The organism is Kitasatospora sp. NPDC057542 (assembly GCF_042801945.1).
Classification (GTDB): domain Bacteria; phylum Actinomycetota; class Actinomycetes; order Streptomycetales; family Streptomycetaceae; genus Kitasatospora.
The window spans coordinates 1-21,992 of sequence record NZ_JBHVFE010000113.1; the positions used below are offsets into that span (position 1 = coordinate 1).

The window sequence follows — 21,992 nt, forward strand, 5'->3', positions numbered from 1 at the left end:
GCCACCCTGCCCTGCTTCCAGGCCGTGATCATCGGCTCGATCAACGCCCACTGCTCATCCGATAAGTCACTCGGGTACGCCCGTCTGTCCATGAGCCGCAGAACATCACCCGGGCCCCGACTGGCACGCCAGTACGGCCGACGTTCACACGAACGAGCGATCACGAACCGAGAGAAAGGGGACTTAACGTCCTCTCAAACCACCCCAACCACACGGTCCAGACCCGCGCGCTGCACGCCTACCTGCGCTGGCGCAACACCAACGCCCGCCACCCCGACGTCCTGGCCGCCCAACGCCGCGAGCGCGCCCGCGTCCGCAGCGAGAAGGGCATCCGATGGGGCGGCAGACCCCTCCTCGCCGCGTGATCCAGCAACCCGGCGAACGTATGCGGTCACAGCACTAGCGACCCGGGCAGTCACTGCCGGCCGCACAGCAGCGAGGAGTACCTGTCGTCCCATCAGTAGGAGTTCGTGGACCGACCACAAGCTCCGCACCCGCAACCGGGTCGAACGCGTCGGGAAGTTCCGCCGCCCGGGTACGCCCCGCGGCGGTGCCGCGGGGCGCCGCCGCCGGGGAGGGACCGGGGTGGGACCGGGGTGGGCGGACGTCAGCGCGTGCTGCGACGGCCGGGGGAAGGGGCACACTGTTCCCCCGGCCGGCCGCCTCCCGGTTCGCGCGCTGCGAAGCAGGGCCTCGGCGGGCGGGTGTCAGCGGGTGGTGCTCGCGGTGATCGCGTCGGCGTCGTCGGCGCCGCCGGGGACCTCCTGCCAGGTGGTGGTCCACTGGCCGGTGCTGTAGTCGGCGTCCTTGGTGTAGACGCGACCGGTGGAACCGAGGACGTACACGTGCACGGTGTTGCCGGTGACCGCGCTCGCCACCCTTTCCCTGAGGCCGGTGCCGCCCTGGGGGGCCCAGTTGCCGGACCAGCCGGTGCCGGCGTAGTCGCCGTCGGTGGTGTAGAGGGAGCGGTCGGAGCCGATGATGTTCAGGTGCACGCGGTTGCCGGTGGCGGCGGCGGTGATGGCCTTGGCATCGGCGGCGCCGCCGGGGACCTCCTGCCAGGAGTCGCTCCAGCGCCCGGTGCTGTAGTCGGCGTCCATGGTGTAGACGCGGCCGGTGGAACCGAGGGCGAAGACGTGCATGGTGTTGCCGGTGACGGTGCTGGCGAGGGCCTTGAGACCGGTGCCGCCGAGGGGGACCCAGGTTCCGGACCAGCCGGTGCCCGCGTAGTCGGCGTCGGTGGTGTGGAGCGACCGGTCGGAGCCGATGATGTTCAGGTGCACGCGGTTGCCGATGGTGGTGGCGCTGACGGCTTCGGCGCCCTCGGCGCCGCCGGGCACCTCCTGCCAGGTGGTGGTCCACCGGCCGGTGTCGTAGTCGGCGTCCTTGGTGTAGACGCGACCGGTGGAACCGAGGGCGAAGACGTGCATGGTGTTGCCGGTGACCGCGCTCGCCACGGCCTTGAGGCCGGTGCCGCCCTGGGGGGCCCAGTTGCCGGACCAGCCGGTGCCGGCGTAGTCGCCGTCGGTGGCGTAGAGCGCCCCGTCGGAGCCGATCGTGCTGACCCGTGCCTTGGAGGCGGGCGCGGGGGCGGGAGCCGGCGCGGTCGTCATCGCGGCGACGATGCGCTGGGCGTCCGCGGCCTGGGGCTGGTAGGCAGCGGGGAAGGCGGAGCGCTGGACCTTCTGGCACACGACGCCCACCGGCTGGGTCTTCCAGCTGCCGTTGGGGTAGGCCGCCAGCATTCCGTCCAGGAAGGCGTTGGTGGCGTAGGCCGGGTCCAGGCGCTCCTCGGTGCTGCCCCACCAGGTCTGCTGCTGGAACAGCCCGACGCTGGTCGCGTCGAGGACGTTGGGGTTGTTGCGCAGTTCGGACTCGACGATCGCGGTGGTGACCGCGATGACGGCGGCCTGGTCGGGCAGGTCGTGGGCGCGGGTGGCGGCGACGATCGCCCGGGCGCAGGAGAACCGGTAGGCGGTCATGGCGTGGGCGAGTTTGCCGGTGAGGACGGTGTTCAGGCTCGTGGCGGCCGACCTGTCGGCGTCGGTGACGGTCCCGCAGGAGCGGTCGGGCTGGAGTGCGGCGTGGGCGGGGCCGGCCGTGACGGCCAGGGGCGAGAGCAGCGCGACGGCGGCGGCGGCGGGCAGAAGCTTGCGGAACTGCTTGCTCACGAGGGTGCGGTTCTTCCTGGTCTCGGGGCCAAGTACGAGGTACGGAATGCGGTGTGCGGGCAGCGGGGCCGGCACGGAAGGCAGGGGCGGGCGTGTGCGGTGGCACCTGGCTCGGGCCCGGCCCCGCGGGGTGGATCCCCCGGGGGCCGGGCCGTGGAGGTCGTGCACCGGTCACCGTGGCGGCGGCCGCCGGTACGGGACGCCCGCGAGGATCAGAGCGCGGAGGTGGCGGTGATCTCCTGGATGCCGCTGTTGCCCTGCAGGGGCTGGAAGGTGCTCCACGAGCCGGTCGCGTAGTCGCCGTTCGCGTTGTAGATCCGGTCGTCGGAGCCGACGGCGTACAGGTGGACGGTGTTGCCGACGGCGTTGGCGGTGATCTTCTTGATGCCGCTGTTGCCCTGCAGCGGCTGGAAGGTGCTCCAGGTGCCGGTCGCGTAGTTGCCGTCGGCGGTGTACACGGTGCCGTCCGACCCCGTGGCGAACAGGCGCACCGTGGTGCCGGTGGTGACGGCGGCGATCTCCTGGATGCCGCTGTTGCCCTGCAGGGGCTGGAAGGTGCTCCAGGTGCCGGTGGCGTAGTCGCCGTCGGCGGTGTAGATCCGCTCGTCGGAGCCGACGGCGTACAGGTGGACGGTGCTTCCCACGGAGGTGGCGGTGATCTTCTTGATGCCGCTGTTGCCCTGCAGCGGCTGGAAGGCGCTCCAGGAACCCGTCGCGTAGTTGCCGTCGGCGGTGTACACGGTGCCGTCCGAGCCGATGGCGAACAGGTGGACGGTGCTGCCGACGGCGGTGGCGGTGATCTGCTGGATGCCGCTGTTGCCCTGCACCGGCTGGAAGGCGCTCCACGAGCCGGTGGCCGTGTCGCCGTCGGCGGTGTACACGGTGCCGTCCGAGCCGATGACGAACAGGTGGACGACGGAGCCGATCTGCACGGCGGAGACCTTCTGGATGCCGCTGTTGCCGGGGACCAGCTTGAAGGCGCTCCAGGCACCGGACGCGAAGTCGCCGCCGGCGTTGAAGACGCTCCCGCCCGAACCGATCGCGAACAGGTTGGTGACGTCCTTGGCCACCGGGGTCGGCGCCGGGGCGGGGGCCGGGGTGTTGTCCGTGCCGCCGATCGGGGAGACGTAGCCGCTGATCGACTGGCCCATGTAGGAGCTGTAGCCGAGCGCCGAGCTGTACGGTCCGTCCAGGCGCACCCGCGACGTCGCGGCGAAGTTGCCGCGCTGGCCGCCCTCGTTGCCGCCGATCGACTTGATCTGGCCGTTGCCGACCTCGGTGACGATGGCAACGTGTTCGGCCCGGTTCGCCACGCCGTTGTAATCGAACACGACCGCGTCGCCGACGTGGGGGGTGCTGTGCAGGCCGCCGTTGTACTTGGCGAAGCTGGCGGCCGCCGGGGTCAGGCCTGAGACGTTGACACCGGCCTTCGCCCACACCCACTTGGCGAAGTCCGCGCACCAGTTCTCGGGCTGGCCGCCGTTGCCGGTGCAGCTGGAGTAGAAGCCGGTGGTCCCGGCGCTGTTGGTCGCGCAGGCGGTCTTGTAGTTGTTGGCCAGGGCGATGCCCGTGATGTTCGAGCCGACACTGGCGTGGGCCGAGGCTGCGCCGAAGGCCAGGCTGACCGGCACGATCGCGGTGGCGAGGGCGAGGGCGGCGCCGCGGCGGCGGGCGGTGGACACGGACATGACGAATACTCCTGTCGGCAGGCGGACGAGCGGCGGTGGAACGTCGGGTCGCGATGGGTCGAGGGCGGTCGAGCGCCCCGGTGGAAGAGGCTCGCGAGGTGGTGGAACGGGACGCGGGGGTTCCGGTGGGCGGGTGTGGTGAACGGTGGCCGCCCCGTCACCCGGTGAAGGCGGAACCACCTTCCCGAGCGGGGACGCCGGACGTGGCGGCACCCCGATCGGACTCGGCGGCGGCAGTGATCGGTGGTCGCTCGGCAGAGCGCGGGCACGGGCGAGGGAAGGCATCGGTGCGGTGGATCCGGATCGCGTTCCGCGGTGACGCTTCGTCCGGTCCGTCGGCCCCCGAAGCGGTGTTCCCCGGCGGCGGTCACCAGCTTCGCCGCAGCTCAGGGCGGACGGAAGAGCGTTCGGGTGGACGGAAGCGTCCCTGGCACGTTGCTGCCAGCGGGGCCGGGAGCGGCTGGCAGCTGCTCGTGGCAGGCGGCCTGTGCGGCGGGCGAGAACCGTGGCTGGCGGCCTCTGTGTCAGGCGGCCCCGATCCGCGTCGACGTGGGTGTGTCCGCGCGGGTCATCAGTGGGACCGAACCCGCCCGGGCGTGTTCCACGGGCGCCGACCGTCCGTGGGCGGACGTGGACCGGCGTCGGGTATCGTGACGGGATTCGAGGAGGGGGCCGAAGTGAAGGCAGAAGTGACCGGCGGACCTGATCAGCCGTCCGGCCGCGCCGCCGGCATCGCCCGCCGACTGGAGAAGCTCATGGCCCGGGAAGCGGCCAGGTGCGGTGGGCGGCCGCCGGCGTACCGGGAGATCGCCGACCGGATCAACCAGTTGGCGGGGCGGGACGTCATCTCGCGGGACACCGTCCGCAATCTGCACCTCGGTCTGAATCAGAAGGGCCAGGCCTCCAACCCCACGGTCGAGACACTCGACTGGCTGGGTCGGGGGTTCGGCATCAGCGCCGGCGCGAGCTACTTCCTGGACGATGTCAAGGCCGCCGTGGTGGACGAGCAGCTGGACCAGTTGGAGAAGATCGGCGAGCTGCGCCGGGCCCTGGGGAACGACGGGGTCATCAACCTCCTCCAGCGGGCCTCAGCGCTCTCCAACGGCAGCCTGAACGTGCTCCTGGCCCTCGCCGACAACCTCCGGCAGGTCGAGGAACGCGGCGCGGAACGCGGCAAGGGATCCAGCGAGGACGACTGAGCCGAGCCTGCGGACGCCGTCCCGGACGCCCGACGGCCGGGGCTGCGGAAGCGGTGTCCTTCCCGCCTCCCGGCACCCCGCGCCCATCCCCCCTCTGTCCCCCCGCGTCCGGAAGGACTACCTACCCCGTGGCGTTCCCTCCCGGCCTGCGCCGGCGCTGCGAGCGGCGGCTCACCGACCTGTCCCTGCCCGTTCCCTTCACCGTGGACGGATTCCGGAACTCCTTGGAGGACCTCCGGCAGCGTCCGATCCTCCTGGAGCCCATGCCCGCGCAGGGCACCGACCTGCCCTGCGGCCTCTGGATCGCGCTGCCCGGCGTCGACCTCGTCTACTACGAGGAGCGCACCAGTCCAGCCCATCAGGACCTGATCAAGCTTCACGAGCTCGGCCACGTTCTGTGCGGGCACCGCGGTTCCCTGGAGTTGTCCCGGTTGGCGGCGTTCTTGCCGGACCTGGCCCCGGAACTGATCGCCGAGGTGTTCGGCGCCGGGCGGACCAGCTACGAGACGGCCGAGGAGCAGGAGGCGGAGATGATCGCGCTGCTGTTGTCCGGCCTGCTCGGAGCGGAGACCGAGCCGGGTGCCGTACCCGGCCGACTGATCGAGAGCCTGCGGGGAGCGACACGCACCCACTGGTGGAGGAAGAGCCCCTGATGCGCCCGCTGTTCACCTGGCTGTTGCCCGCACTCACCTGGGGCGTGGTGCTCTGGAGGGCCCGCTCCGCCTTCGCCGGCAAGGCGAACCGCTCGCTCTGGGGCAGCTTCGCCGCGATCGCGGTCGGGGTCAGCGTGCGCCCGGCCGCCGTCGAGACCGCGCTCGCAGACCTGACCGGCGTCCGTGACGTGACCTTGCTGGTCAAGCACCTCGCCGGGGTGGCGGCCGCGTACTTCCTGCTGGAGTACGTCCAGGCAGTCCGCGGTCGGCCGCAGCCGCCCGGCGCCGCGAGGGTGCGGCTGCTGTTCGCCGGGGCCGCCGCCGGTGTTCTCACCCTGCTGTTCTTCCTCGTCCTCCCCCACGACTACGACGGCGCGTTCGGGATCGACGCACACTACGGGGATCCCGGGGTCGAGCTCTATCTGGGGGTCTTCAACACGGTCTTCGCGGTCGCGACGGCGCAGGCGACGGTTCTCTTCTGGTCCAACCGGGCGCGCGTTCCCCGCGGCACCGTCCGGGCCGGGGTCACCTGCCTGGCGGCGGCCGGCGCCACCGGCGTGGTCTACACGCTGTACCGCGTCTACTTCGTGCTGACCAGCGGGGACGCCACCCAGCTCGACGCCGACGGGACCCCGGTCCCTCTCACCGACACGATCTGCGAACTGCTGCCCGCCGTCATGATCATCCTGTTCGCGATCGGCCTGGCCCTGCCGCTGGCGGGTTCCTTCGCCGGTTGGGTGCGCGACCAGTACGTGCTGTGGCGGACCCATCCGCTCTGGGCGGACGTCACCGCGGCCGTGCCGCAGGTGGCGCTCGGCACCCCACGCGGTCGGCTGCGCGACCTGGCGACCCTCGGCGATCGCTCCGTCGACCTCACCCACCGCGCGTTCGCGCTGCGCGACGCGGCGCTGATCCTGCGCGACGGCACCGAGGTCGTCCCGGGCGGAGCAGAGCGGGTCCCGCACGAAGCGGCGCCGCTCCCGCTCGACGGCATGCCCGTCCCGCACGGGCCTGCGGCGGGCCGGCCTGACGCGGACGGCGACCGGGACGAGGACCTGGCCCGCGTCGAAGCCCGCTGGTTGCGTACGGCCCTGCGGCACCGGGCCCGGAACCTCCCCGTCCCCGCCCCGCCCGCGATCCTCCGGGCCGAAGCCGGAGGGCGCTCGCCGCGCGAGGAGGTCGCCAGGTTGCTCGCCGTCGCGAACGCCTACCGCGCGCTCGCCCCGGACGGGGAGCCCGCGGAGGAGCGGCTACCGGGTCGGGACCGCTCCGGGGTGTGATCCACGCGCGGATCCGGATCCACGAACGGCTGTGACCGCCCGGCTCACAGCCAACCGCGCTGAGCCGCCTTCAGACCCGCCTCGAACCTGCTGGCCGCCTCCAGACGCTCCATCAGCGCCGCCATGTGCCGGCGCACCGTACGCATCGACACCCCCAGGCGTCTGCCGACGACCTCGTCGGTCAGGCCCGACGCCAGCAGCCTGAGCAGTTCGCGCTCCCCCTGACTGACCCCGTCCTCGGGTCCCCGGTCCCAGGCCGCGCCCAGCGGGACCGCCGCCTCCCAGGTCTGCTCGAAGAGCGCGACGAGCGTTGCCACCATGCCGGGGGAGCTGGTGCACAGGGCACCGATCCGGGGGTTCTCCGGGTCGATCGGGACGAGGGCCGTGGTCCGGTCGAAGATCAGGAGCCGGGCGGGCAGCACGGGACTCGTACGGACCTCGCCACCGCGCTCGGTGGTCCGCTGTGCGTACGCGAAGGTCGCCGGGTCGTTGCGGACACTCTCCTGATAGACGACACGCATCCGCACCTGTCGGCCCAGGGCCTGTTCGTCGAGGGGACGGGAGGCCTCCAGACTCACCTCGGGCCGGGCACCGCCCGGGATGATCGACAGGCATTCCTCACTGAGCCGCCCGGTGAGGACCTCCAACCGAGCATGAACGGCGTCGAGTCCCAGCAGACGCTCATTGCCTTCCTGCTCGCTGTCGGGACGCAGGGTCGCGTACTCGGCGATGGCGCGGGCCGCAGCCGCCTTCCTGGCCGCCAGCTCGTGATGGCGCCTGGCCAGTTCCTCCTCCTGTCGACGCACCAGTTGTTCCAACCCGACTTCGAGACTGACGGCGCGCAGACCGCCGACCGTCTCCCGGGACGGTGCCAGGAGTCCCAGTTCGACCAGCCGGTCGAGCGCCTCCCTCACTCTCGGCTCCGTGGTGCCGGTCCGCCTCGCGAGTTCGGCGACGCCGCCGGGGTTCCCCTCCAACATCTGCCGGTAGACGCGCTCCGTCTGCGTGTCCAGGCCGAAAACGTCCAGCACGTGTTCCCCCGAGCTCCCAGTTCGCTGTCACGGCTCCCCCGCCGCTGACGATCATAATCGCCAATCGGGTCGATGGCACCAACCGGCCCGTCCCATTGATGCCAGCCCGTGCCCGTTCCTTCGGCCCGACCGAAGCATCAGGATGACGAACCATCGGGAGATCGGAAGGAGAGAATCCGCTCCCCGTCGCGTCGGCTCCCAGTCGGCCGCCCCCACTCCGGACCCCACTCCGGACCTGCTCCGGCCCCCACTCCCCCAGGAGGCAGTCGTGCTCCGCCCTCCCCCCACGCGCCCCGTCGTCACCTCGGGACCCCGACCCCCGGCCGTCGCGGCACCGGCCTCCCCACCCGCGGCACCCCCGACGATCGGACGGGCCTGAGCCGCATGCAGGTCGTGGTCGCACGCCTCAGGAGCCTGCAGAACAGCCCTCCCGCATCCACGGTCGCCGCAGTCGTCGAGGACCTGATCTGGGCTCACGCCCTGCCTTCGGACGGGATCGAGCACCTCACCGTTCTCCTGTCCGACGAAGGGCTGGACCTCTATGTGTTCCTTCGCTCCGACTCCGCGTCAACCGCCCTGGACCGGACCCGAGCCCTGATGCAGCGGGCCCGCAACCCGCTCTCCCGGCACAGCCTCGCCCTGGACCCCCTCTGATCCGGGACCCCGCACCGGACTACGGCGTTGCCGCAGCACCGCGGGCCCACGCGTGCGGCACCGTCGCCCGCCCGCGCGGGCCCGCACCGTGCCAGCCGACCGGCCACCGCACGACTGCGACTGAAATCGCCACCCTTCACCCCGAGCACCGCGGTCCTTGCGGGGGCGACCGGGCGGCGCGCGGTCCTCCCGCCGGCGGCCGGCCGGCCGACCGCCGCATTCCAGTGTCCGGCCCCGAAGGAGTTGATCATGCATCAGCCGAAGCCGCGGCCCGCCGCCGCGGCGCCCGCGGTGGAGGACGAGAAGGCCGTCGACGTGTCGGGCGCTGTTGCGCATCGAGGACGCCGGGAACGAGGAGCAGTCCTCGTCCTCTGCACGCCCCTGGGGAGCGCGAGTTCCTCGTTCAGCTTCCGCAGTGCACCCGTTCGCACCGGTCTGCCCGGCGACCCGGCGGCTCTGACCGCCTGCGTGCAACGACCTCGCCCGTTGGCAGAAGGAGGTCGAAGGCTCCGGGATCAAAGCCCGGGACCGGTGTAACCGGGGTCTGGGTGCTGGCGCGGCGTGTACCACTCGATGAGCCCCCACACTCCGAGAGCGAGTGCAGTCAGGGTCGTGAGCACCGTGATCCAGGGACGCCCCGTCCGTCGCGTGATCAGCGTCCAGGTGAAGAGCGGAACCATCGTGCCACCGAGCAGTATGAGCGGCAGATCGACGAAGAGCACGCTCAGATCGCGGGCATGGCCCTCGAACCCGCCATCAATGCTGAACGCGGCCCGTGGCGCCCACACCAGCAGCCCAGCCATTGCGCCGAGGCCGGCGAGCAGGCACCCGGCTGCACCCGCGGTCTTCTGATTCATATGGCCAACCGCCCTGAGTCGTCGCAGGGCCCTGGTGGCCATGCACTCCCAGGACAGCAAGCTAGGGGATCGGGGCTGGGGTCTGGGCTTTCGTTCGGAGTGAGGGCGTCGTACAGGGTCACCATGCGCTGAAAGGCCAGTCAACGCTTTACCCCGGGGCAGCACCCGAGGACGGCCCCGGGGGAGACACCCGGGGATCTGCGGCGGGCTCTTTCGCCTCGCCGGGCGGGCCTTGGGCACGTCGGGTCGGCCGGCCTCGCGCCGCCGGGTTGGCGGCCCGGGGTGACGAGTCCGGGGCCGTCGGCGTTGGAGCGGGGGTGAGCAGCATTTCCTCGCCCCGCCCTCGGCGCAGCGGCACCGGGTTGGGGCCGGGCGTCGCCGGCCGGGCCTTCGCCGTCGTGGGCCGGGCGCCGCGGTCCCCGCTTCCCTGGTCGCAGGAGTCGGTCGACGACGAGCTGCAGAGCGTGCTGGTCGGCCATCAGCAGTTGGTGGCCGCGCGGTGGGAGGCGGCGTTCGAGGACCTGGACGAGGACGTCCTCGGCGAGGTGGCCCAGGAGGCCCGCCAGGACGGGCAGGACCCGGGCCGGGCCGTCGATGTCTTCGTGCGGAGCCTGATCCGGCAGCTGGAGGACTGGAAACAGGCCGGCACCGCGTTGGAGGAGGCGCTGGAGAAGGCCGCGCTCGGGCGGCCGGCCGGCGCCCTGGCCGCCGAGCAGGGCCGGCTGTGGGGCGCGCGGCAGGCGCTGCTGGAAGCGGTTGCCCGTCACCACCACGGTGGCCCTGCGCTCTGGTGAGGTCTGATCAGCGGGCGGAGGTCTGCGGCCCGATCTGGTGGGCGCGCAGGATGGCGTCCAGCGCCAGGTCCGCGGTGGGGTGGGTCTTGGGGTGGGAGAGGGTGTCGACGAGGAGGCTGGCGCCGTCCGGCTGGTAGAGGAGGGCGATCCAGCCGGCGGCGCTGGTCCCGTGGTACCGGGGCAGGCTGTGCTCCACCGAACTCTGGCAGCCAGTGGCCGGTGGCAGCGGCGGTCATCACGGCCGTCACCGTCTGGTCGCTCGATGCGCGGCCGGACGGTGTTGTGCCGGCGGGATGGGGACGGTTTCATAGCGGTTCTGCAGGGCGGGCAATGTGGGGGGTCGGGGATGCTGGCGAGGGAGTACGGATACCGGGTGTCACCGCGGTCCGCGGCTGAAATGACTCCCGAGGTGCAGCAGCGTCTGGAGCAAGCCGTTGAGCAGCGGGTGGCGGCACTCCGCAAGTCACCAGGGCAGATCGGCTGGTTTGTCGGGGTGTGCGGTGCGCTGGGGTGGCTGATAGACAACTCGCCTGCGGGGATGTTCCCGGCGGGTCTTGCGGCCGGCCTCTTTGCATATGGGATCGCACGGCTGGGGACCTGGGCCGGCCTCAGGAGACCACAGCCCTGGCGGGAGATACTGGGAGCCCATCCCTGGCAGGTGTGGCCGTGCCGGATGGAACAGGTTCCGGGTGAGACGAGCAAGCGGCTCCTGCTGCTCGCCCCGGACGGTGCTGTGGCGGCGGCTTTCCGGGGTGAGGTACCGGATCAGGTCTGGCGGGGGATGACGGATGGCCGGGGCGTCGTATGGATTGCTGGTGATCTCCGTTTTGATGGCTTCGCCGCGCTGCCCGGCGGAGACCCGTGCTGGTTCATCCAACCCGTCCCGACGGTGTCTGGGGGCAACGGCGGCTTGTCGGAAGAGGTACAGCAACAACTGGTTCGTACCGCCATGACCTTTGCTTTCGACCAGTGGATCAATTGATCTATCGAAAACGGCCGTCTTCACGCGGTTGGCTTGGCCGAGGCGGTACGCCGGGGTGCCGGCTTCGGAGGTGGAGCGTGCCTTTGAGGATGGGGCGCGTACGTGGCGCAGCGTGCCGATAGCGTCGGTGGCCTGCTCGGCGGACCGTGGCCAGGCGGGGGGTGTCTGGGTGGGCCGGTGGGTCCGGGGGACGGTGGCGGGGGCGGGTCCGGGCGGCTGCTGGCGGCCCTTTGGGCGCTGCTGGGGACCGGGGCGCGGGCAGCGCCGGGACGAGGGCCCGGCGGGACGAGGAGGGCCTCACGGGCGGTTCAACGAGGGCGCCGGGCCGGGGCGCGGCCGCGTGGCGCGGGTCCGAGCTGCCGGCCTTCGCCGGACGCGCCCAGGGATCAACAGCCCCGCAGGGTGGACACCCCCGTGAGAGCCACCTACCGGGCTCCCACCAAACCCGCCACACCCAGAAAGCGTCTCGAGGGAACAGCAACTCCCTCACCACATCCGCGAAACCACCAGCCCAGCGCCCATCGGCTTCTCCGCCAGCAACATCAAACACCCGCCAGAGCCGACCCGCCCGGCCCCGCCCCAACCCGAAACCTTCTCAACCAACCAGCGAAACCCCAGCCGCGCGCTGTACGCGCAGTGGCCGCAGGTGGCACGCGAGTGCGTCGCGGTGCTGCGGATGGAGGCGGACCGCACGCCGGACGATCCGGCGCTGGCCGCGCTGGTGGTCGAACTGAACGCCCGCGACGCCGAATTCCGCACCAGGTGTGCGGGCCACGGCAGTTGACCACGTTGTCGAGGTGCTGCGTGACCTTCCGCCCGTCTCCGACTTCACCCTCCCGCCCGGCACCTGACGCGCCGGAGGCACCACCATGCCCGCCACCCCGACCGAGATCCACCGCGGCCGGCGTCCCGGTCTACTTCTGCCACCCGGCCAGCCCATGGCAACGAGGCTCCAACGAGAACACCGACTGCCCGCTCCGCCAGTACTTTCCCAAAGGTACCGACCTGTCCAGGCACACCCGCGAGGAGCTGGACGAGGTCGCCGCCGAACTCAACAGCCGCCCACGCAAGACGCTCGGCTGGGAGACCCCAGCCGAGCGCCTGGCTACACTGCTCGCGGCCTGACCAGCTGACCACGTGTTGCGGCGATCCCTCGGATTCGCCTGCGACAGCGGACCGTCATGCGCGGTTGAGGCCCACATCCGATCCTGATTCGAGCCGCGTGGCATGGAAGCGGCCGGCCTTCGGCATCCGTCTCCAGCTGCTGAATCGATCACCTGCTCGGGCTGCCCATCACGCCTTGGGCGACTTGTAGATGGTGGCGGCCATCGCTCCCAGTTGCTTGTTGGCCTTGAGCGCGAGGTCGATGGCATCGCTCACGGAGTCACTGGGCACCGGAATGTTGTTCACGTAGATCGCGAAGGCGTAGCGGCGGCCGTCCTTCGCATCGATATAGCCTGCGAGTGCCTTCGTGCCGAGAGCCAGCTTGCCCTGGTAGGAACTGACCAGGGTGCCGGTCTTCGCACGGATGTGTCCTGCGGCGGGATCGGTGCGCTCGATGACGTCGGCAAGCGAACCATCGACGCCGATGCTCGGCATGGAGTCGTAGAAGACGTCGAAGTCGTCCTGTCGTGCCAGGTGCCGCAGCAGCGCCACCTGGGCAGTCGGCGTCGCCTTGTCGCCGGGGAGGCCCTGGGCATCGACGAGGCTCACTGAATTCGGATCCACACCTGAGCGAACGAGGAACTCCTTCTCGATCTTCATGCCGTCCGCATAGGTTCGTTGCCCGTTGTGTGCTGCCATCAGCGGCGGCAGAAGGTTCGCCCCGAGGTTGTGGCTGACCTTGTTGATCAGCTTTGCGTACTCCTTGAAGGGCGGAGAAGTGTAGGTCGCCGATACGGGCAGCGAGCTCACTTCCGCCGACGGAGGAAGCTTGCTGTCGGGGTTCGCTCCCAGCGAGGGGGCGGATACGCTGACGCCGTTTCTGGCGAGTGCCTCGATGAGGACGGTGCGGGCGAACGCCGCCGGGTCGGGAACCTGGTAGGTCGTCACGAAGGGAGCCTTCACGTCCGCGGGCACGGAACCTCGCACCCGAATGTGACCAGGACTCACGCTTTCGGTCGTCACCGTCGGCTTGCTTCCGGCGGGCGTGGTCGTCACCTGCGCGTCGACGCCGAAGGCGGCCGTCTTCGGGCGCCAGTCGACCTTGGCCGGCTCGCCGGGTGCGCCCGGCGTGATGAGCACGTCGATCAGGTTGTCGTTGACGATGGTCGGAGTGACCGGCACCCCGCCGATCGACACCGGGTCCCAGAGTCGGTTGTCGATCACCACGTCGCCGTCGACATGGCGGACTCCACTGGCCGCAACCTGTCGAGCCAGCTCGTTGACACCCGCCAGCGGATCCTCTTCGGTGATGGTCGCCATGCCGGGTACGGCGTTGGCGTCATAGTGGTCGAAGTCGGGGACGTCCAGTCCGCCTGACGCGGTGGTCCGCCCACCGAGTGCCAGATCGCCGCTCCCGACCAGGATGAGATCGCCGGAGAGCCGCCCGTCCGCGGAGACCGTACCCGAATGCACCACGGGCGTACGGAAGCGATGGTCGTCACCCAGGACATCGAGCGCAGCACTGACCGCGAAGGTCTTGGCCGTCGAACCGGTCATGAACTGAGAATCGGCGCCCTTGGATTGGACGACCTTCCCCGTCTGCAGATCGGCGACCTGCAGGCCCCACTGGCCCGACGACCACGGCGCGGTACTCATGAGCTTCTGCAGGTCGGCGCTTACCCGTGTAGCACCCGGTGCCGGAGAGGCTGAGTTGTCCGTGGAGTCGTGGGAGCACGCCGTCATCGCCACGGCAGCCGTCATCGAAGCGGCGAGCGCCAGGGCTGCACGCCGCCGTACCCGAGGTGTCCTGATTCCGGAGAGGGAGTTGCTTGACATTCGTTCTTTCCTGTTCGACTTTCGCGCTCGATCGAACGCTTCCGGCCTGGTTGCTGCGCGGCGGCTAGGACTTCCCGCCCTTGCCGATGGCGATGCTGCCGTTGCGGGTCCTGACGGCCACGGAATGGCCGCTCGCGTCGTCCTTCGCGACGTTCACGGTGACGTCGCCCTTCTTCGCGGCCGTGCGGACCGCGTACTTCGATTCCGGCAGGCCCAGCTCGACGTTGCCGTCCCTGCTCTGCACGTCGACCAGGTCGGGTACGGCGGCCAGGCCCAGGTCGACGTTGCCGTTCCGCGACGTGACGCTGACGGACCGGGCGGAGATCCCGTCGCCCTCGATGCTTCCGTCGCCGCCTTCCAGGGCCAGCTTGGCTCCGTGAAGGTCCGACAACCGGACGTCGCCGCCGGCGGTACTGGCCGAGAAGTCCGCGGTGAAGCCGGTGGCCTCGATGCGCCCCTTGCCGCTCTCGGCGGTGACGGCGACGGCGCGCGGCACCTTCACGGTGTACTTCGCGCTGCAGTCCACCGAGATCCCCGTGCAGTCCAGCGAGAGTGTGAGCGTGCCCCCTTCGAGCTGCCAGCCGGACCCCACCTCCCCGCCAACCTTCCTGCCGCTGACCCGTCGTTCCACCTGAACGCCCTCGATGTCGGCGGCCACCAGCGCGAGGTCGGCGGAACCGGACTTGACGGTCAGGCTGCCGCCGGCGAAGTCGAAGGACTTCGATTCCACGGTCGCGTCGGCCGATGCGCCGTCCGTGGTGCAGGCCGTGGCGGCGAGGCCGAGGAGCGCGGCTCCGCCGAAGGCGAGAAGCGTGCGCGTGGTCAGTTCCATCGAATTCTTCCTTCGTCAACGAACATGGCGGTGTGGATTCCCGCACCCCGGTTCACGAGCGCAGCGCCCGGACCGCGACCGTGCGCGACACCCGGGCCGCCTGCAGGACCAGCGCGAGGCAGGTGGTGACCAGCGTCCCGGCGGCGAGCGCCCCGAGCGTGGCCCAGGGGAGGCCCGCCAGGACCCGGACGACGTCGATCCGGGCTCCCAGGGCGATGGTGAGACTCGACACGGCGACGAACAGCGCGCCGAAGACGATCGCCGTCCCCGCGTAGATCGCCCCCTCGTAGACCATCGACCGGGTGACCACGCCCGGCCGCGCACCGGCCACCGTCACGACGGCGGAGTCACGGGCGCGCTCCCGCCCGACGAGGGCGATTACGGCGAGGCCCCCGACCCAGGACACGACGAAAACCCAGCCCAGCACGACCAGGATGTTGTCCAGCCCGGCGCTGCCTCCGGGCATGACCTTCCCCATCACCATGAAGAGGCCGACGAACGACAGGGAGAGCGCGAAGGGCAGCACCGTGGTGACGCTCCTCGTCGCGCGGGCCCGGCACGACTGCACGGCAAGGTGCCAGGCGACGCCGCGCGAGGGCACCAGCGCCGTCCAGAGCTTCATCAGCGGGGTGAGCACCCACGGCCCCATCAGCAGCAGCAGGCAGACGAGGAAGAGGTTCCCGGCGAACGCGAAGGCCGTCCGCTGGGCGAGCCCGCCCTTGAGTTCGAGGCCCAGGCCGGGGACCCACATCCCGACCACACCGGCAAGCAGGCACAGGGCGAGGCCACCGCGGGCGACGCCCGGCCGCGCCGGGGGATCGGAGAAGTCCCGGAAGGCGCGCATCTCCGGCGTCCTGGCGGCCCGCCGGGTGACGCCCCAGCCCCCGAGCAGGCACGGGACCAGTCCGAACAGCACGCTCACGCCGACGTACCAGAACCGGAACCCGACCGAGGCCCCGTGCAGTTCGAGACCCGTCCCCTTCCACTGCGCGAGGGCGACACCCGCGACCAGCAGGGCGAGCGGTGCGGCCAGCGCGCCGGCCACCGCGCCCAGCACCACCAGCTCCGTCCGCAGGATGAACCTGACCCGGTGGCGCGGAATCCCGAGGATCACCCACAGGGCGTGCTCGCGCCGCTGGGTCGTCAGCGTCAGACCGACCGCGGAGGCGACGATGCCCACGGCGGCGAGCACGGTGAAGAAGACGATGTTGCCGCCGAGGGCGATCGACGCGGAGACCATCCGCGCGTCACCCGCCGCCCGCGCCGCCGAGACGGCGGTGAACATCGCGATGGCCGAGCCCGCCGAGCACGCCGCGCCGACCGTGGCGCACAGGAGCGTCCACCACCACATCGACGCCTGCAGGCGGATGTCCGACAGCACGAGCCGGATCACGACTCCTCCCCGCCCGCCTCGTCCGCCGACTGCGCCGCGAGGACGGCGTCGCCCACCGCGCGGGAGTCGCCACCGGGGATGACGGCGTGTACCCGCCCGGACCCCATCACCACGACCTGATCGGCCCGCGCGGCCGCATGAGGGTCGTGGGTGACCATGAGCACCGTGCTCCCCTGCGCGGGAAGCGCCTGCAGCCAGTCGAGCACCACATGCCCCGACTTGAGGTCGAGCGCACCCGTCGGCTCGTCGGCGAAGACGATTCGCGGCTGGTTCGCCACCACCCGGGCCACCGCGACGCGCTGGCGCTCGCCACCGGAGAGGCGGTCGGGGCGTCGCCGCGCGTGCTTGGCGATGCCGAGCCGCGCCATGGCGTCCTCGACCCGCGCCCTGGGCACCCGGCGGCCGGCGAGCCGCGCCGGGAGGGCGATGTTGTCCTCGACCGTCAGCGAGCTGACGAGGTTGTACTCCTGGAAGACGAAGCCGATGTTCTCGCTGCGGAACGCGGCCTGCTTGCGGGGGCTGAGTGAGCGGACGTCCGTCCCGAGGATCTCGACGGACCCCGCGGTCGCCCGCTCCAGCCCGGCCGTGCAGAGCAGGAGCGTCGACTTGCCCGAACCGGAGGGGCCGACGACGGCGGTCAGCCGGCCTTCGGGAATCTCCAGGTCGATGTCGTGCAGAACGCGCGTCGTCTCGCCCCGGCGGCCGGGAATGGGGAATTCCGTCCGAAGGCCGCGCAAACGAATGCACGGCACGGGAGCGGTAGTGGAAAATGGCATGAATCAAGGAAAGCAGGGCCTGGCAGTGGAGTGCACGGGTGCCTGCACTGCTATTGGGGTAGACTTGGATCTACCGCCCGACCGATCCGAACTGTGCGAAAATGTTGATCATGGCGCAGATTCGTGTTGCCCGGAGGCTGCTGACCGAATTCGTCGCAGCGGCCGCCTTTCCGATTCTCCTGATTTCCGTTCTCGCTGCGCCGGTCTCGGTTCCGGTGGTGGCCGAACTGGACCGCTCCAGGGCGCAGTGGTGCGGAGTCCGGACGATGCCGCTGCGACCCGCCGACCGCAGCTGGCCGCAGTGGGTGGCCGGTCGGCTGCGGGCACGGTCGGTGTGGAGGACCGACCTCCCCGTGTTCGTCACCGCCGCGCTCCTGTCCGCGCTCTCGCTGTTGGTGGGCTTCTTCGGATTCTTCGGCGCTCTGGCGCTGGTTTTCTCCCCCGTCTTCTGGGGTTTCGGCATCGCCGCGAAAGTCGGCCCGTTCACCCCGGCCGCCCTGTGGGAAACCCTCGTGGCGGTGCCCGCGGGAATCGCCCTCTGTGCGGTCACCGTGGGCGCGCTGGCCGGCATCTCCCTGCTCCGCGACCTGCTCCTGCGGGCCTTCTCGGGGAGCCGGAACCCCGACCTGCTCGCGAAACTGGACGAACTCCGCGCCAGCCGGGCCTCGCTGACGGCGGCCTTCGAGAACGAGCGCCGGCGCATCGAGCGTGACCTGCACGACGGCGCCCAGCAGGAACTCGTCGCCCTCGTCATGCGCCTGGGAATCCTGGAAGCCACAGCGACGGCCACCGACCAGGAACGGATCGTCCAGCTGGCCCGCCAGGCCCAGGCCCAGGCGGAGCGCGCGCTCGAACGGCTGAGGGAGACGGTGCGCGACATCCACCCCAGCGAACTGAGCGATCTCGGTCTCATCGCCGCCGTCCGGGAACTGGTGGCCAGATCACCGTTGCAGGTCGAACTGACCAGCACCGGTACGGACGCCTGGCTCTCCTCGCCGATCGCCACGGCCGTGTACTTCACGGTCTCCGAGGCCCTGACGAACATCGCCAAGCACGCGGGCGTCGGGAGCGCCCGGATCGAGATGCGGTGCACCGAGAGCGGCGTCCGCGTCCGGGTGGACGACGACGGCGCCGGCGGCGCGCGGATCAGCACCGGATCCGGGCTCTCCGGGCTGCGTGAGCGGATGCGAAGCGTCGGTGGGAACCTCGAAATCATCAGCCCGCCGGGCGGCGGAACGGAGGTCGTGGCATCCGCCCCGGCCCAACCCCCGTGGTGACGGAATTCGACAGGGAAAAACGATGGGAAATCGATTGTGAGAATCATTCTGGCGGACGACAGTCTGCTGATACGCGCCGGAATCCGGGAGATCCTGGTTTCCAGTGCCCACGACGTGATCCGCGAATGCGAGGACGCCGACGAACTGGTCGCCGCTGTCGACGACCTCACCGCCGCCGGAGCCGCCCCCGACCTGGTGATCACGGATGTCCGCATGCCGCCCGGGAACACCGACGACGGACTCCGGGCTGCGATCGACATTCGGTCGCGGCACCAGGACCTGCCGGTACTGGTCCTCTCCGCCTACGTCACGGGCCCGTACGTGCGCGAACTCCTGAACGGCCCGGGCGCCGACGGGGCCGTCGGCTACCTGCTCAAGGAGAAGGTGGGCAGAGTGGCGGACTTCCTGCGGGCCGTCGAGACGGTCTCCGGCGGCGGAGTGGTGATCGACCCCGAGGTGGTCCGCCACGTCACCCGCGCTGACCCGCCGCGGGGCCCGCTCGCCCGGCTCACGGCCCGCGAACAGGAGGTGCTCGCTCTCATGGCCGAAGGCCGCTCCAACGCGGAGATCGCGGCAGAGCTGTTCCTCTCGGGCGCCGCCGTGGCCAAACACGTGGGGAACGTCTTCCTGAAACTCGGCATGCCCTCCGGCGAGGACAACCGCCGGGTGAAGGCCATCCTGACCTGGTTCGAATACAACTAGTACTCCAGCCGTAGATCGTGATCATGGATGGGCGGGTGGCTCGCCGGTAGCCTGCCCATGTGGCTGAGACCTGGGACGAAGAGCAGTTGATCGCGGACGGCTTCGAGCGTGTGTACGTCGAGTTGGAGTGGTACGACGGGCCTCGTTCCGGCCTCGCTGACATCGACGGCAAGCCCCACTACTTCCACGGCTATGACCAGTACCTCGGCGACGAGGCCGACGAGTACCGCGTCTGGCCCACAAGCGCGGCTGTGGTGGAGTTGGAGCGCGAGCAGTGGGCGATCTTCGTTAGGTGGAACGAGTGCCATGAGGCAGGGACGGTCGGGCCTGAGAGCCATCCGGGCCACGGCGGGATCGACGCCCGCTACGACGAACTGAACGCACTGCTTGCACCCCACCGTCAGGCGCCGGACGACGCGCGTCGGCTCGTGGGTGAGATGCGGTTCGATGCCGGCGGTCGCTACCGGGTCAGCGGGATGGGCTACTGGTTCCGGTGGAGTCCGAGCAGGTGAGGCCTCCGTTGATCATTAGGTGTTGTGTGGACAACCAATGATCACGCGGCCGCCTCGGACGCCAGCGTAGTGCCTGCTGTTTGGCAGGAGGCATTCGAGGGCCTGATGGCCAAGGTGGCGGGCCGGTTCGCCCGAGTGGAGCCGCGTCGCCGGGCGCGGGCGTTCGTGCTCGGCCTGCTTGCCGACCTCCCTCGGAAGAACTGCTGGACGATCGCCGAGCATGCCGGTGACGCAAGTCCTGCCGGCATGCGGCATCTGCTCAGCCGAGCGTCCTGGGACGCTGACCGAGTCCGCGACGACGTGCGGAGCTTCGTGGTCGACCATCTCCGCGACGAGAACGCCGTGTTGGTCGTGGACGAGACCGGGGACCTGAAGAAGGGAGCCACGACCGTCGGGGTACAGCGCCAGTACACGGGCATCGCAGGCCGGATCGAGAACTCCCAGGTGGCTGTCTTTCTCGTCTACGCCGCCGAGGCCGGGCACGCCGCCGATCGCGTCCACGAGGCCGGCGTGGGCGTCGGAGACGACGAGCTTGACCCCGCTCAGTCCGCGGGCGACCAGGGAGCGCAGGAATGCGGTCCAGCCGGCCCCGTCCTCGCTGGCGGCGATGTCGATGCCGAGGATCTCGCGGTGCCCGTCGGCGTTGACGCCGACCGCGACCAGGGCGTGGACGTTCACCACCCGGCCGCCCTCGCGGACCTTCCGGGTGAGCGCGTCGACCCAGACGAACGTGTAGGGACCCTGGTCGAGGGGCCGGTTGCGGAACTCGGCCACCCGATCGTCCAAGTGCCCCGCCATCTGCGACACCTGGGACTTGGACAGCTGGGTGACACCGAGGCTCTCGGCGAGCTTCTCGACCCGCCGGGTCGACACGCCGAGCAGGTAGCAGGTCGCCACGACGCTGATCAGAGCCTGCTCGGAGCGGCGCCGGCGTTCCAGCAGCCAGCCGGGGAAGTACGAGCCGGAACGGACGCGCGGGATCGCCAGGTCGATCGTGCCGACGCTGGGGGTACCCCCGGCCGAAGGCTGGGGGAGTGTCCCAGTCCCGGTGCCGGTATCCGTTGCGGGAGTTGACGCGGTCTTCGCCGGGCCGGCCGTACTTGCCGCCACAGGCCTGGTCGATGTCGGCGGACATCATCGCCTCGGCGAAGGCCTTCACCATCGCGCGCAACAAGTCCGGACTCGCCGAGCCAGGTTCTCCTCCAGCAGGGCGGCGAAGGGCAGACTGTCCGGTGCGGTCATCGTGCGGATCTCCTTCAAGAGCTTGGTCGTTCTCGAAGAATCAGCCGGTGGCCGTCTTACGTTCTCAGGCGACACCCACTACCGGGACGAAACCCCTGGATCAGGTGGAACCCGTACACCACTTCCCTGGACGCAACCCAGGTCCCAGCATTGCTCCCGGACGGCAACGGGCTCAGCCAGCGCCCGTACGTCTTCGAGATCATTCGCAACGAGTACCGGGATTGTCTCCGGAGCTTGGGGCGGCGTGAGGCCCGTAATGAAAAGTGGGTCTCGCAGACGCTGCCGCTGGTCGTCCAGGTACTTCCGGACAGTGAATGCATCTTCAACCAGACGGCCCGAGAGCTTTGGGCCGCCGCAGGAGAACTCGACCCGACGCAGCAGCTCCTGATTCAGCCCCCGCGCCGTAGCGCGGGGCCCCCGCTGCGCTGTGGGCGGTCTATCCGTTCGCCGCTGTGGTGGGTCAGCTCAGGTCGAAGTCGTTGGGGTCGAAGTCGAAGTCGTCCGGCCCGAACCCGCCGTAGCCGGCGCCGCCGTTGAAGTAGTCCGCGAGGGCCTGGCCGATCACGGCGCGCACCTCGTCCTCGTCCTCGGCGACGGCCAGGGCTGCGGCCTGCTCGCCCGTCAGGTTCAGGTGGATGTCGCGGGCCCGGACCGCGTCCGAGCCGCGGATCTCGAACGTCACGGTGCGACCGACCCGGGCCCCGATCCCGGAGACCGTGCCGCGCTGCGCGAGCTGCTTGGCCTTGCGCTCCCGGCCGCGCTCGGTGGTCTGCACCTCGACTGCCTCGCGCTGCAGCTGGTCGATGTGCTTGGTTGGGTGGCGGGTACCGTCGATCCAGCGCTGCACCGTACGCGGCGAGACGCCGTAGGCCGCGGCCATGGCCTTGGTGTTCCCGCCGTACTTGCGGTCCCGCACCTGGCCGGCCTGTGTCGTGGACTGCACCGGTGCCTTCCGGGAGGGGAACAGCGCTTCCCGCACCCGGCCGAACAACCCCTTGCCCGCCATCAG

The 21,992-nt window shown here is 70.6% G+C and carries 21 protein-coding genes and 4 pseudogenes; 13 read left to right on the forward strand and 12 right to left on the reverse strand.

From position 1 onward, the window contains the following. The coding region (locus ACFU7Y_RS16835) for a transposase (protein ID WP_380768513.1) at positions 1-92 on the reverse strand (92 nt) is incomplete at its 3' end. A 102-nt stretch (positions 93-194) separates the two neighbouring features. Here ACFU7Y_RS16835 and ACFU7Y_RS16840 point away from each other — a divergent pair. Next, a pseudogene (locus ACFU7Y_RS16840) lies at positions 195-365 on the forward strand (IS630 family transposase); the annotation flags it as partial. 342 nt (positions 366-707) lie between these two features. Here ACFU7Y_RS16840 and ACFU7Y_RS16845 read toward each other — a convergent pair. Both ACFU7Y_RS16845 and ACFU7Y_RS16850 read right to left on the reverse strand, forming a co-directional pair. Then, positions 708-2,171 (reverse strand): hypothetical protein, encoded by a 1,464-nt coding sequence (locus ACFU7Y_RS16845; protein ID WP_224277963.1) that lies wholly within the window; start codon positions 2,169-2,171, stop codon positions 708-710. 212 nt (positions 2,172-2,383) lie between these two features. After that, positions 2,384-3,859: a CHAP domain-containing protein gene (locus ACFU7Y_RS16850; RefSeq protein WP_224277965.1), complete on the reverse strand. Its 1,476-nt coding sequence runs from the start codon at positions 3,857-3,859 to the stop codon at positions 2,384-2,386. Positions 3,860-4,536: 677 nt separating this feature from the next. Here ACFU7Y_RS16850 and ACFU7Y_RS16855 point away from each other — a divergent pair. From ACFU7Y_RS16855 to ACFU7Y_RS16865, 3 genes are all read left to right on the forward strand, one after another. Then, positions 4,537-5,058, forward strand: coding sequence for a hypothetical protein (locus tag ACFU7Y_RS16855; RefSeq protein WP_224277967.1), 522 nt, complete (start codon positions 4,537-4,539; stop codon positions 5,056-5,058). 128 nt (positions 5,059-5,186) lie between these two features. After that, positions 5,187-5,711, forward strand: coding sequence for a hypothetical protein (locus tag ACFU7Y_RS16860; RefSeq protein ID WP_224277969.1), 525 nt, complete (start codon positions 5,187-5,189; stop codon positions 5,709-5,711). Beyond that, on the forward strand, positions 5,693-6,991 hold the full coding sequence (locus ACFU7Y_RS16865; protein WP_380768498.1) for an MAB_1171c family putative transporter: 1,299 nt from the start codon (positions 5,693-5,695) through the stop codon (positions 6,989-6,991). The genes ACFU7Y_RS16860 and ACFU7Y_RS16865 overlap by 19 nt, the downstream gene beginning before the upstream one ends. 44 nt (positions 6,992-7,035) lie before the next feature. On the opposite strand, the gene ACFU7Y_RS16870 is transcribed toward ACFU7Y_RS16865, so the two are convergent. Then, positions 7,036-8,022 (reverse strand): helix-turn-helix transcriptional regulator, encoded by a 987-nt coding sequence (locus tag ACFU7Y_RS16870; protein WP_224277985.1) that lies wholly within the window; start codon positions 8,020-8,022, stop codon positions 7,036-7,038. Positions 8,023-8,406: 384 nt separating this feature from the next. Between ACFU7Y_RS16870 and ACFU7Y_RS16875 the strand changes: the two genes are divergently transcribed. Further along, the gene (locus ACFU7Y_RS16875) at positions 8,407-8,676 is read left to right on the forward strand and encodes a hypothetical protein (RefSeq protein ID WP_224277987.1); all 270 of its coding nucleotides are present in this window, start codon (positions 8,407-8,409) and stop codon (positions 8,674-8,676) included. 515 nt (positions 8,677-9,191) lie between these two features. Here the strand turns inward: ACFU7Y_RS16875 and ACFU7Y_RS16880 are convergent. After that, on the reverse strand, positions 9,192-9,533 hold the full coding sequence (locus ACFU7Y_RS16880; protein WP_224277989.1) for a hypothetical protein: 342 nt from the start codon (positions 9,531-9,533) through the stop codon (positions 9,192-9,194). Between the two features lie 317 nt (positions 9,534-9,850). Between ACFU7Y_RS16880 and ACFU7Y_RS16885 the strand changes: the two genes are divergently transcribed. Continuing rightward, on the forward strand, positions 9,851-10,327 hold the full coding sequence (locus tag ACFU7Y_RS16885) for a hypothetical protein (RefSeq protein ID WP_224277991.1): 477 nt from the start codon (positions 9,851-9,853) through the stop codon (positions 10,325-10,327). Positions 10,328-10,334: 7 nt separating this feature from the next. Here the strand turns inward: ACFU7Y_RS16885 and ACFU7Y_RS16890 are convergent, their stop codons facing one another. Next, positions 10,335-10,523 (reverse strand): hypothetical protein, encoded by a 189-nt coding sequence (locus ACFU7Y_RS16890; RefSeq protein ID WP_224277993.1) that lies wholly within the window; start codon positions 10,521-10,523, stop codon positions 10,335-10,337. A gap of 213 nt (positions 10,524-10,736) precedes the next feature. On the opposite strand from ACFU7Y_RS16890, the gene ACFU7Y_RS16895 reads away from it, so the two are divergent. The 3 genes and pseudogenes from ACFU7Y_RS16895 to ACFU7Y_RS16905 all read left to right on the forward strand — a co-directional run. Then, positions 10,737-11,309 (forward strand): hypothetical protein, encoded by a 573-nt coding sequence (locus ACFU7Y_RS16895; protein WP_380768501.1) that lies wholly within the window; start codon positions 10,737-10,739, stop codon positions 11,307-11,309. Between the two features lie 625 nt (positions 11,310-11,934). Next, entirely contained in the window at positions 11,935-12,093 is a 159-nt protein-coding gene (locus ACFU7Y_RS16900; RefSeq protein WP_380768515.1) for a hypothetical protein, read from the forward strand. A 107-nt stretch (positions 12,094-12,200) separates the two neighbouring features. After that, positions 12,201-12,434, forward strand: a pseudogene (locus ACFU7Y_RS16905) (IS30 family transposase); the annotation flags it as partial. A 168-nt stretch (positions 12,435-12,602) separates the two neighbouring features. On the opposite strand, the gene dacB reads toward ACFU7Y_RS16905, so the two are convergent. The 4 genes from dacB to ACFU7Y_RS16925 all read right to left on the reverse strand — a co-directional run bounded on the left by dacB (position 12,603) and on the right by ACFU7Y_RS16925 (position 17,211). Continuing rightward, positions 12,603-14,249 (reverse strand): D-alanyl-D-alanine carboxypeptidase/D-alanyl-D-alanine-endopeptidase, encoded by a 1,647-nt coding sequence (dacB, locus tag ACFU7Y_RS16910; protein WP_380768503.1) that lies wholly within the window; start codon positions 14,247-14,249, stop codon positions 12,603-12,605. A 64-nt stretch (positions 14,250-14,313) separates the two neighbouring features. After that, on the reverse strand, positions 14,314-15,081 hold the full coding sequence (locus tag ACFU7Y_RS16915; protein WP_380768505.1) for a DUF4097 family beta strand repeat-containing protein: 768 nt from the start codon (positions 15,079-15,081) through the stop codon (positions 14,314-14,316). Positions 15,082-15,133: 52 nt separating this feature from the next. Next, on the reverse strand, positions 15,134-16,474 hold the full coding sequence (locus ACFU7Y_RS16920; protein WP_224277999.1) for an FtsX-like permease family protein: 1,341 nt from the start codon (positions 16,472-16,474) through the stop codon (positions 15,134-15,136). Further along, a complete protein-coding gene (locus tag ACFU7Y_RS16925; protein WP_079136449.1) occupies positions 16,471-17,211 on the reverse strand; it encodes an ABC transporter ATP-binding protein in 741 nt (246 codons plus the stop codon). The genes ACFU7Y_RS16920 and ACFU7Y_RS16925 overlap by 4 nt, the downstream gene beginning before the upstream one ends. Positions 17,212-17,516: 305 nt before the next feature. Here ACFU7Y_RS16925 and ACFU7Y_RS16930 point away from each other — a divergent pair, with 305 nt between their 5' ends. The 4 genes and pseudogenes from ACFU7Y_RS16930 to ACFU7Y_RS16945 all read left to right on the forward strand — a co-directional run. After that, positions 17,517-18,527 (forward strand): histidine kinase, encoded by a 1,011-nt coding sequence (locus ACFU7Y_RS16930; protein ID WP_380768508.1) that lies wholly within the window; start codon positions 17,517-17,519, stop codon positions 18,525-18,527. Between the two features lie 33 nt (positions 18,528-18,560). Further along, positions 18,561-19,229 (forward strand): response regulator transcription factor, encoded by a 669-nt coding sequence (locus ACFU7Y_RS16935; RefSeq protein WP_308020173.1) that lies wholly within the window; start codon positions 18,561-18,563, stop codon positions 19,227-19,229. Positions 19,230-19,288: 59 nt separating this feature from the next. Beyond that, a complete protein-coding gene (locus tag ACFU7Y_RS16940) occupies positions 19,289-19,741 on the forward strand; it encodes a hypothetical protein (protein ID WP_380768510.1) in 453 nt (150 codons plus the stop codon). Between the two features lie 105 nt (positions 19,742-19,846). Then, positions 19,847-20,230, forward strand: a pseudogene (locus ACFU7Y_RS16945) (transposase); the annotation flags it as partial. Here ACFU7Y_RS16945 and ACFU7Y_RS16950 read toward each other — a convergent pair. Continuing rightward, a pseudogene (locus ACFU7Y_RS16950) lies at positions 20,216-20,983 on the reverse strand (IS256 family transposase); the annotation flags it as partial. The pseudogenes ACFU7Y_RS16945 and ACFU7Y_RS16950 sit on opposite strands and share 15 nt — an antisense overlap. A gap of 460 nt (positions 20,984-21,443) precedes the next feature. Further along, positions 21,444-21,992, reverse strand: a 549-nt coding sequence (locus ACFU7Y_RS16955; RefSeq protein WP_380768512.1) for a hypothetical protein, incomplete at its 5' end; no start/stop codon positions are given.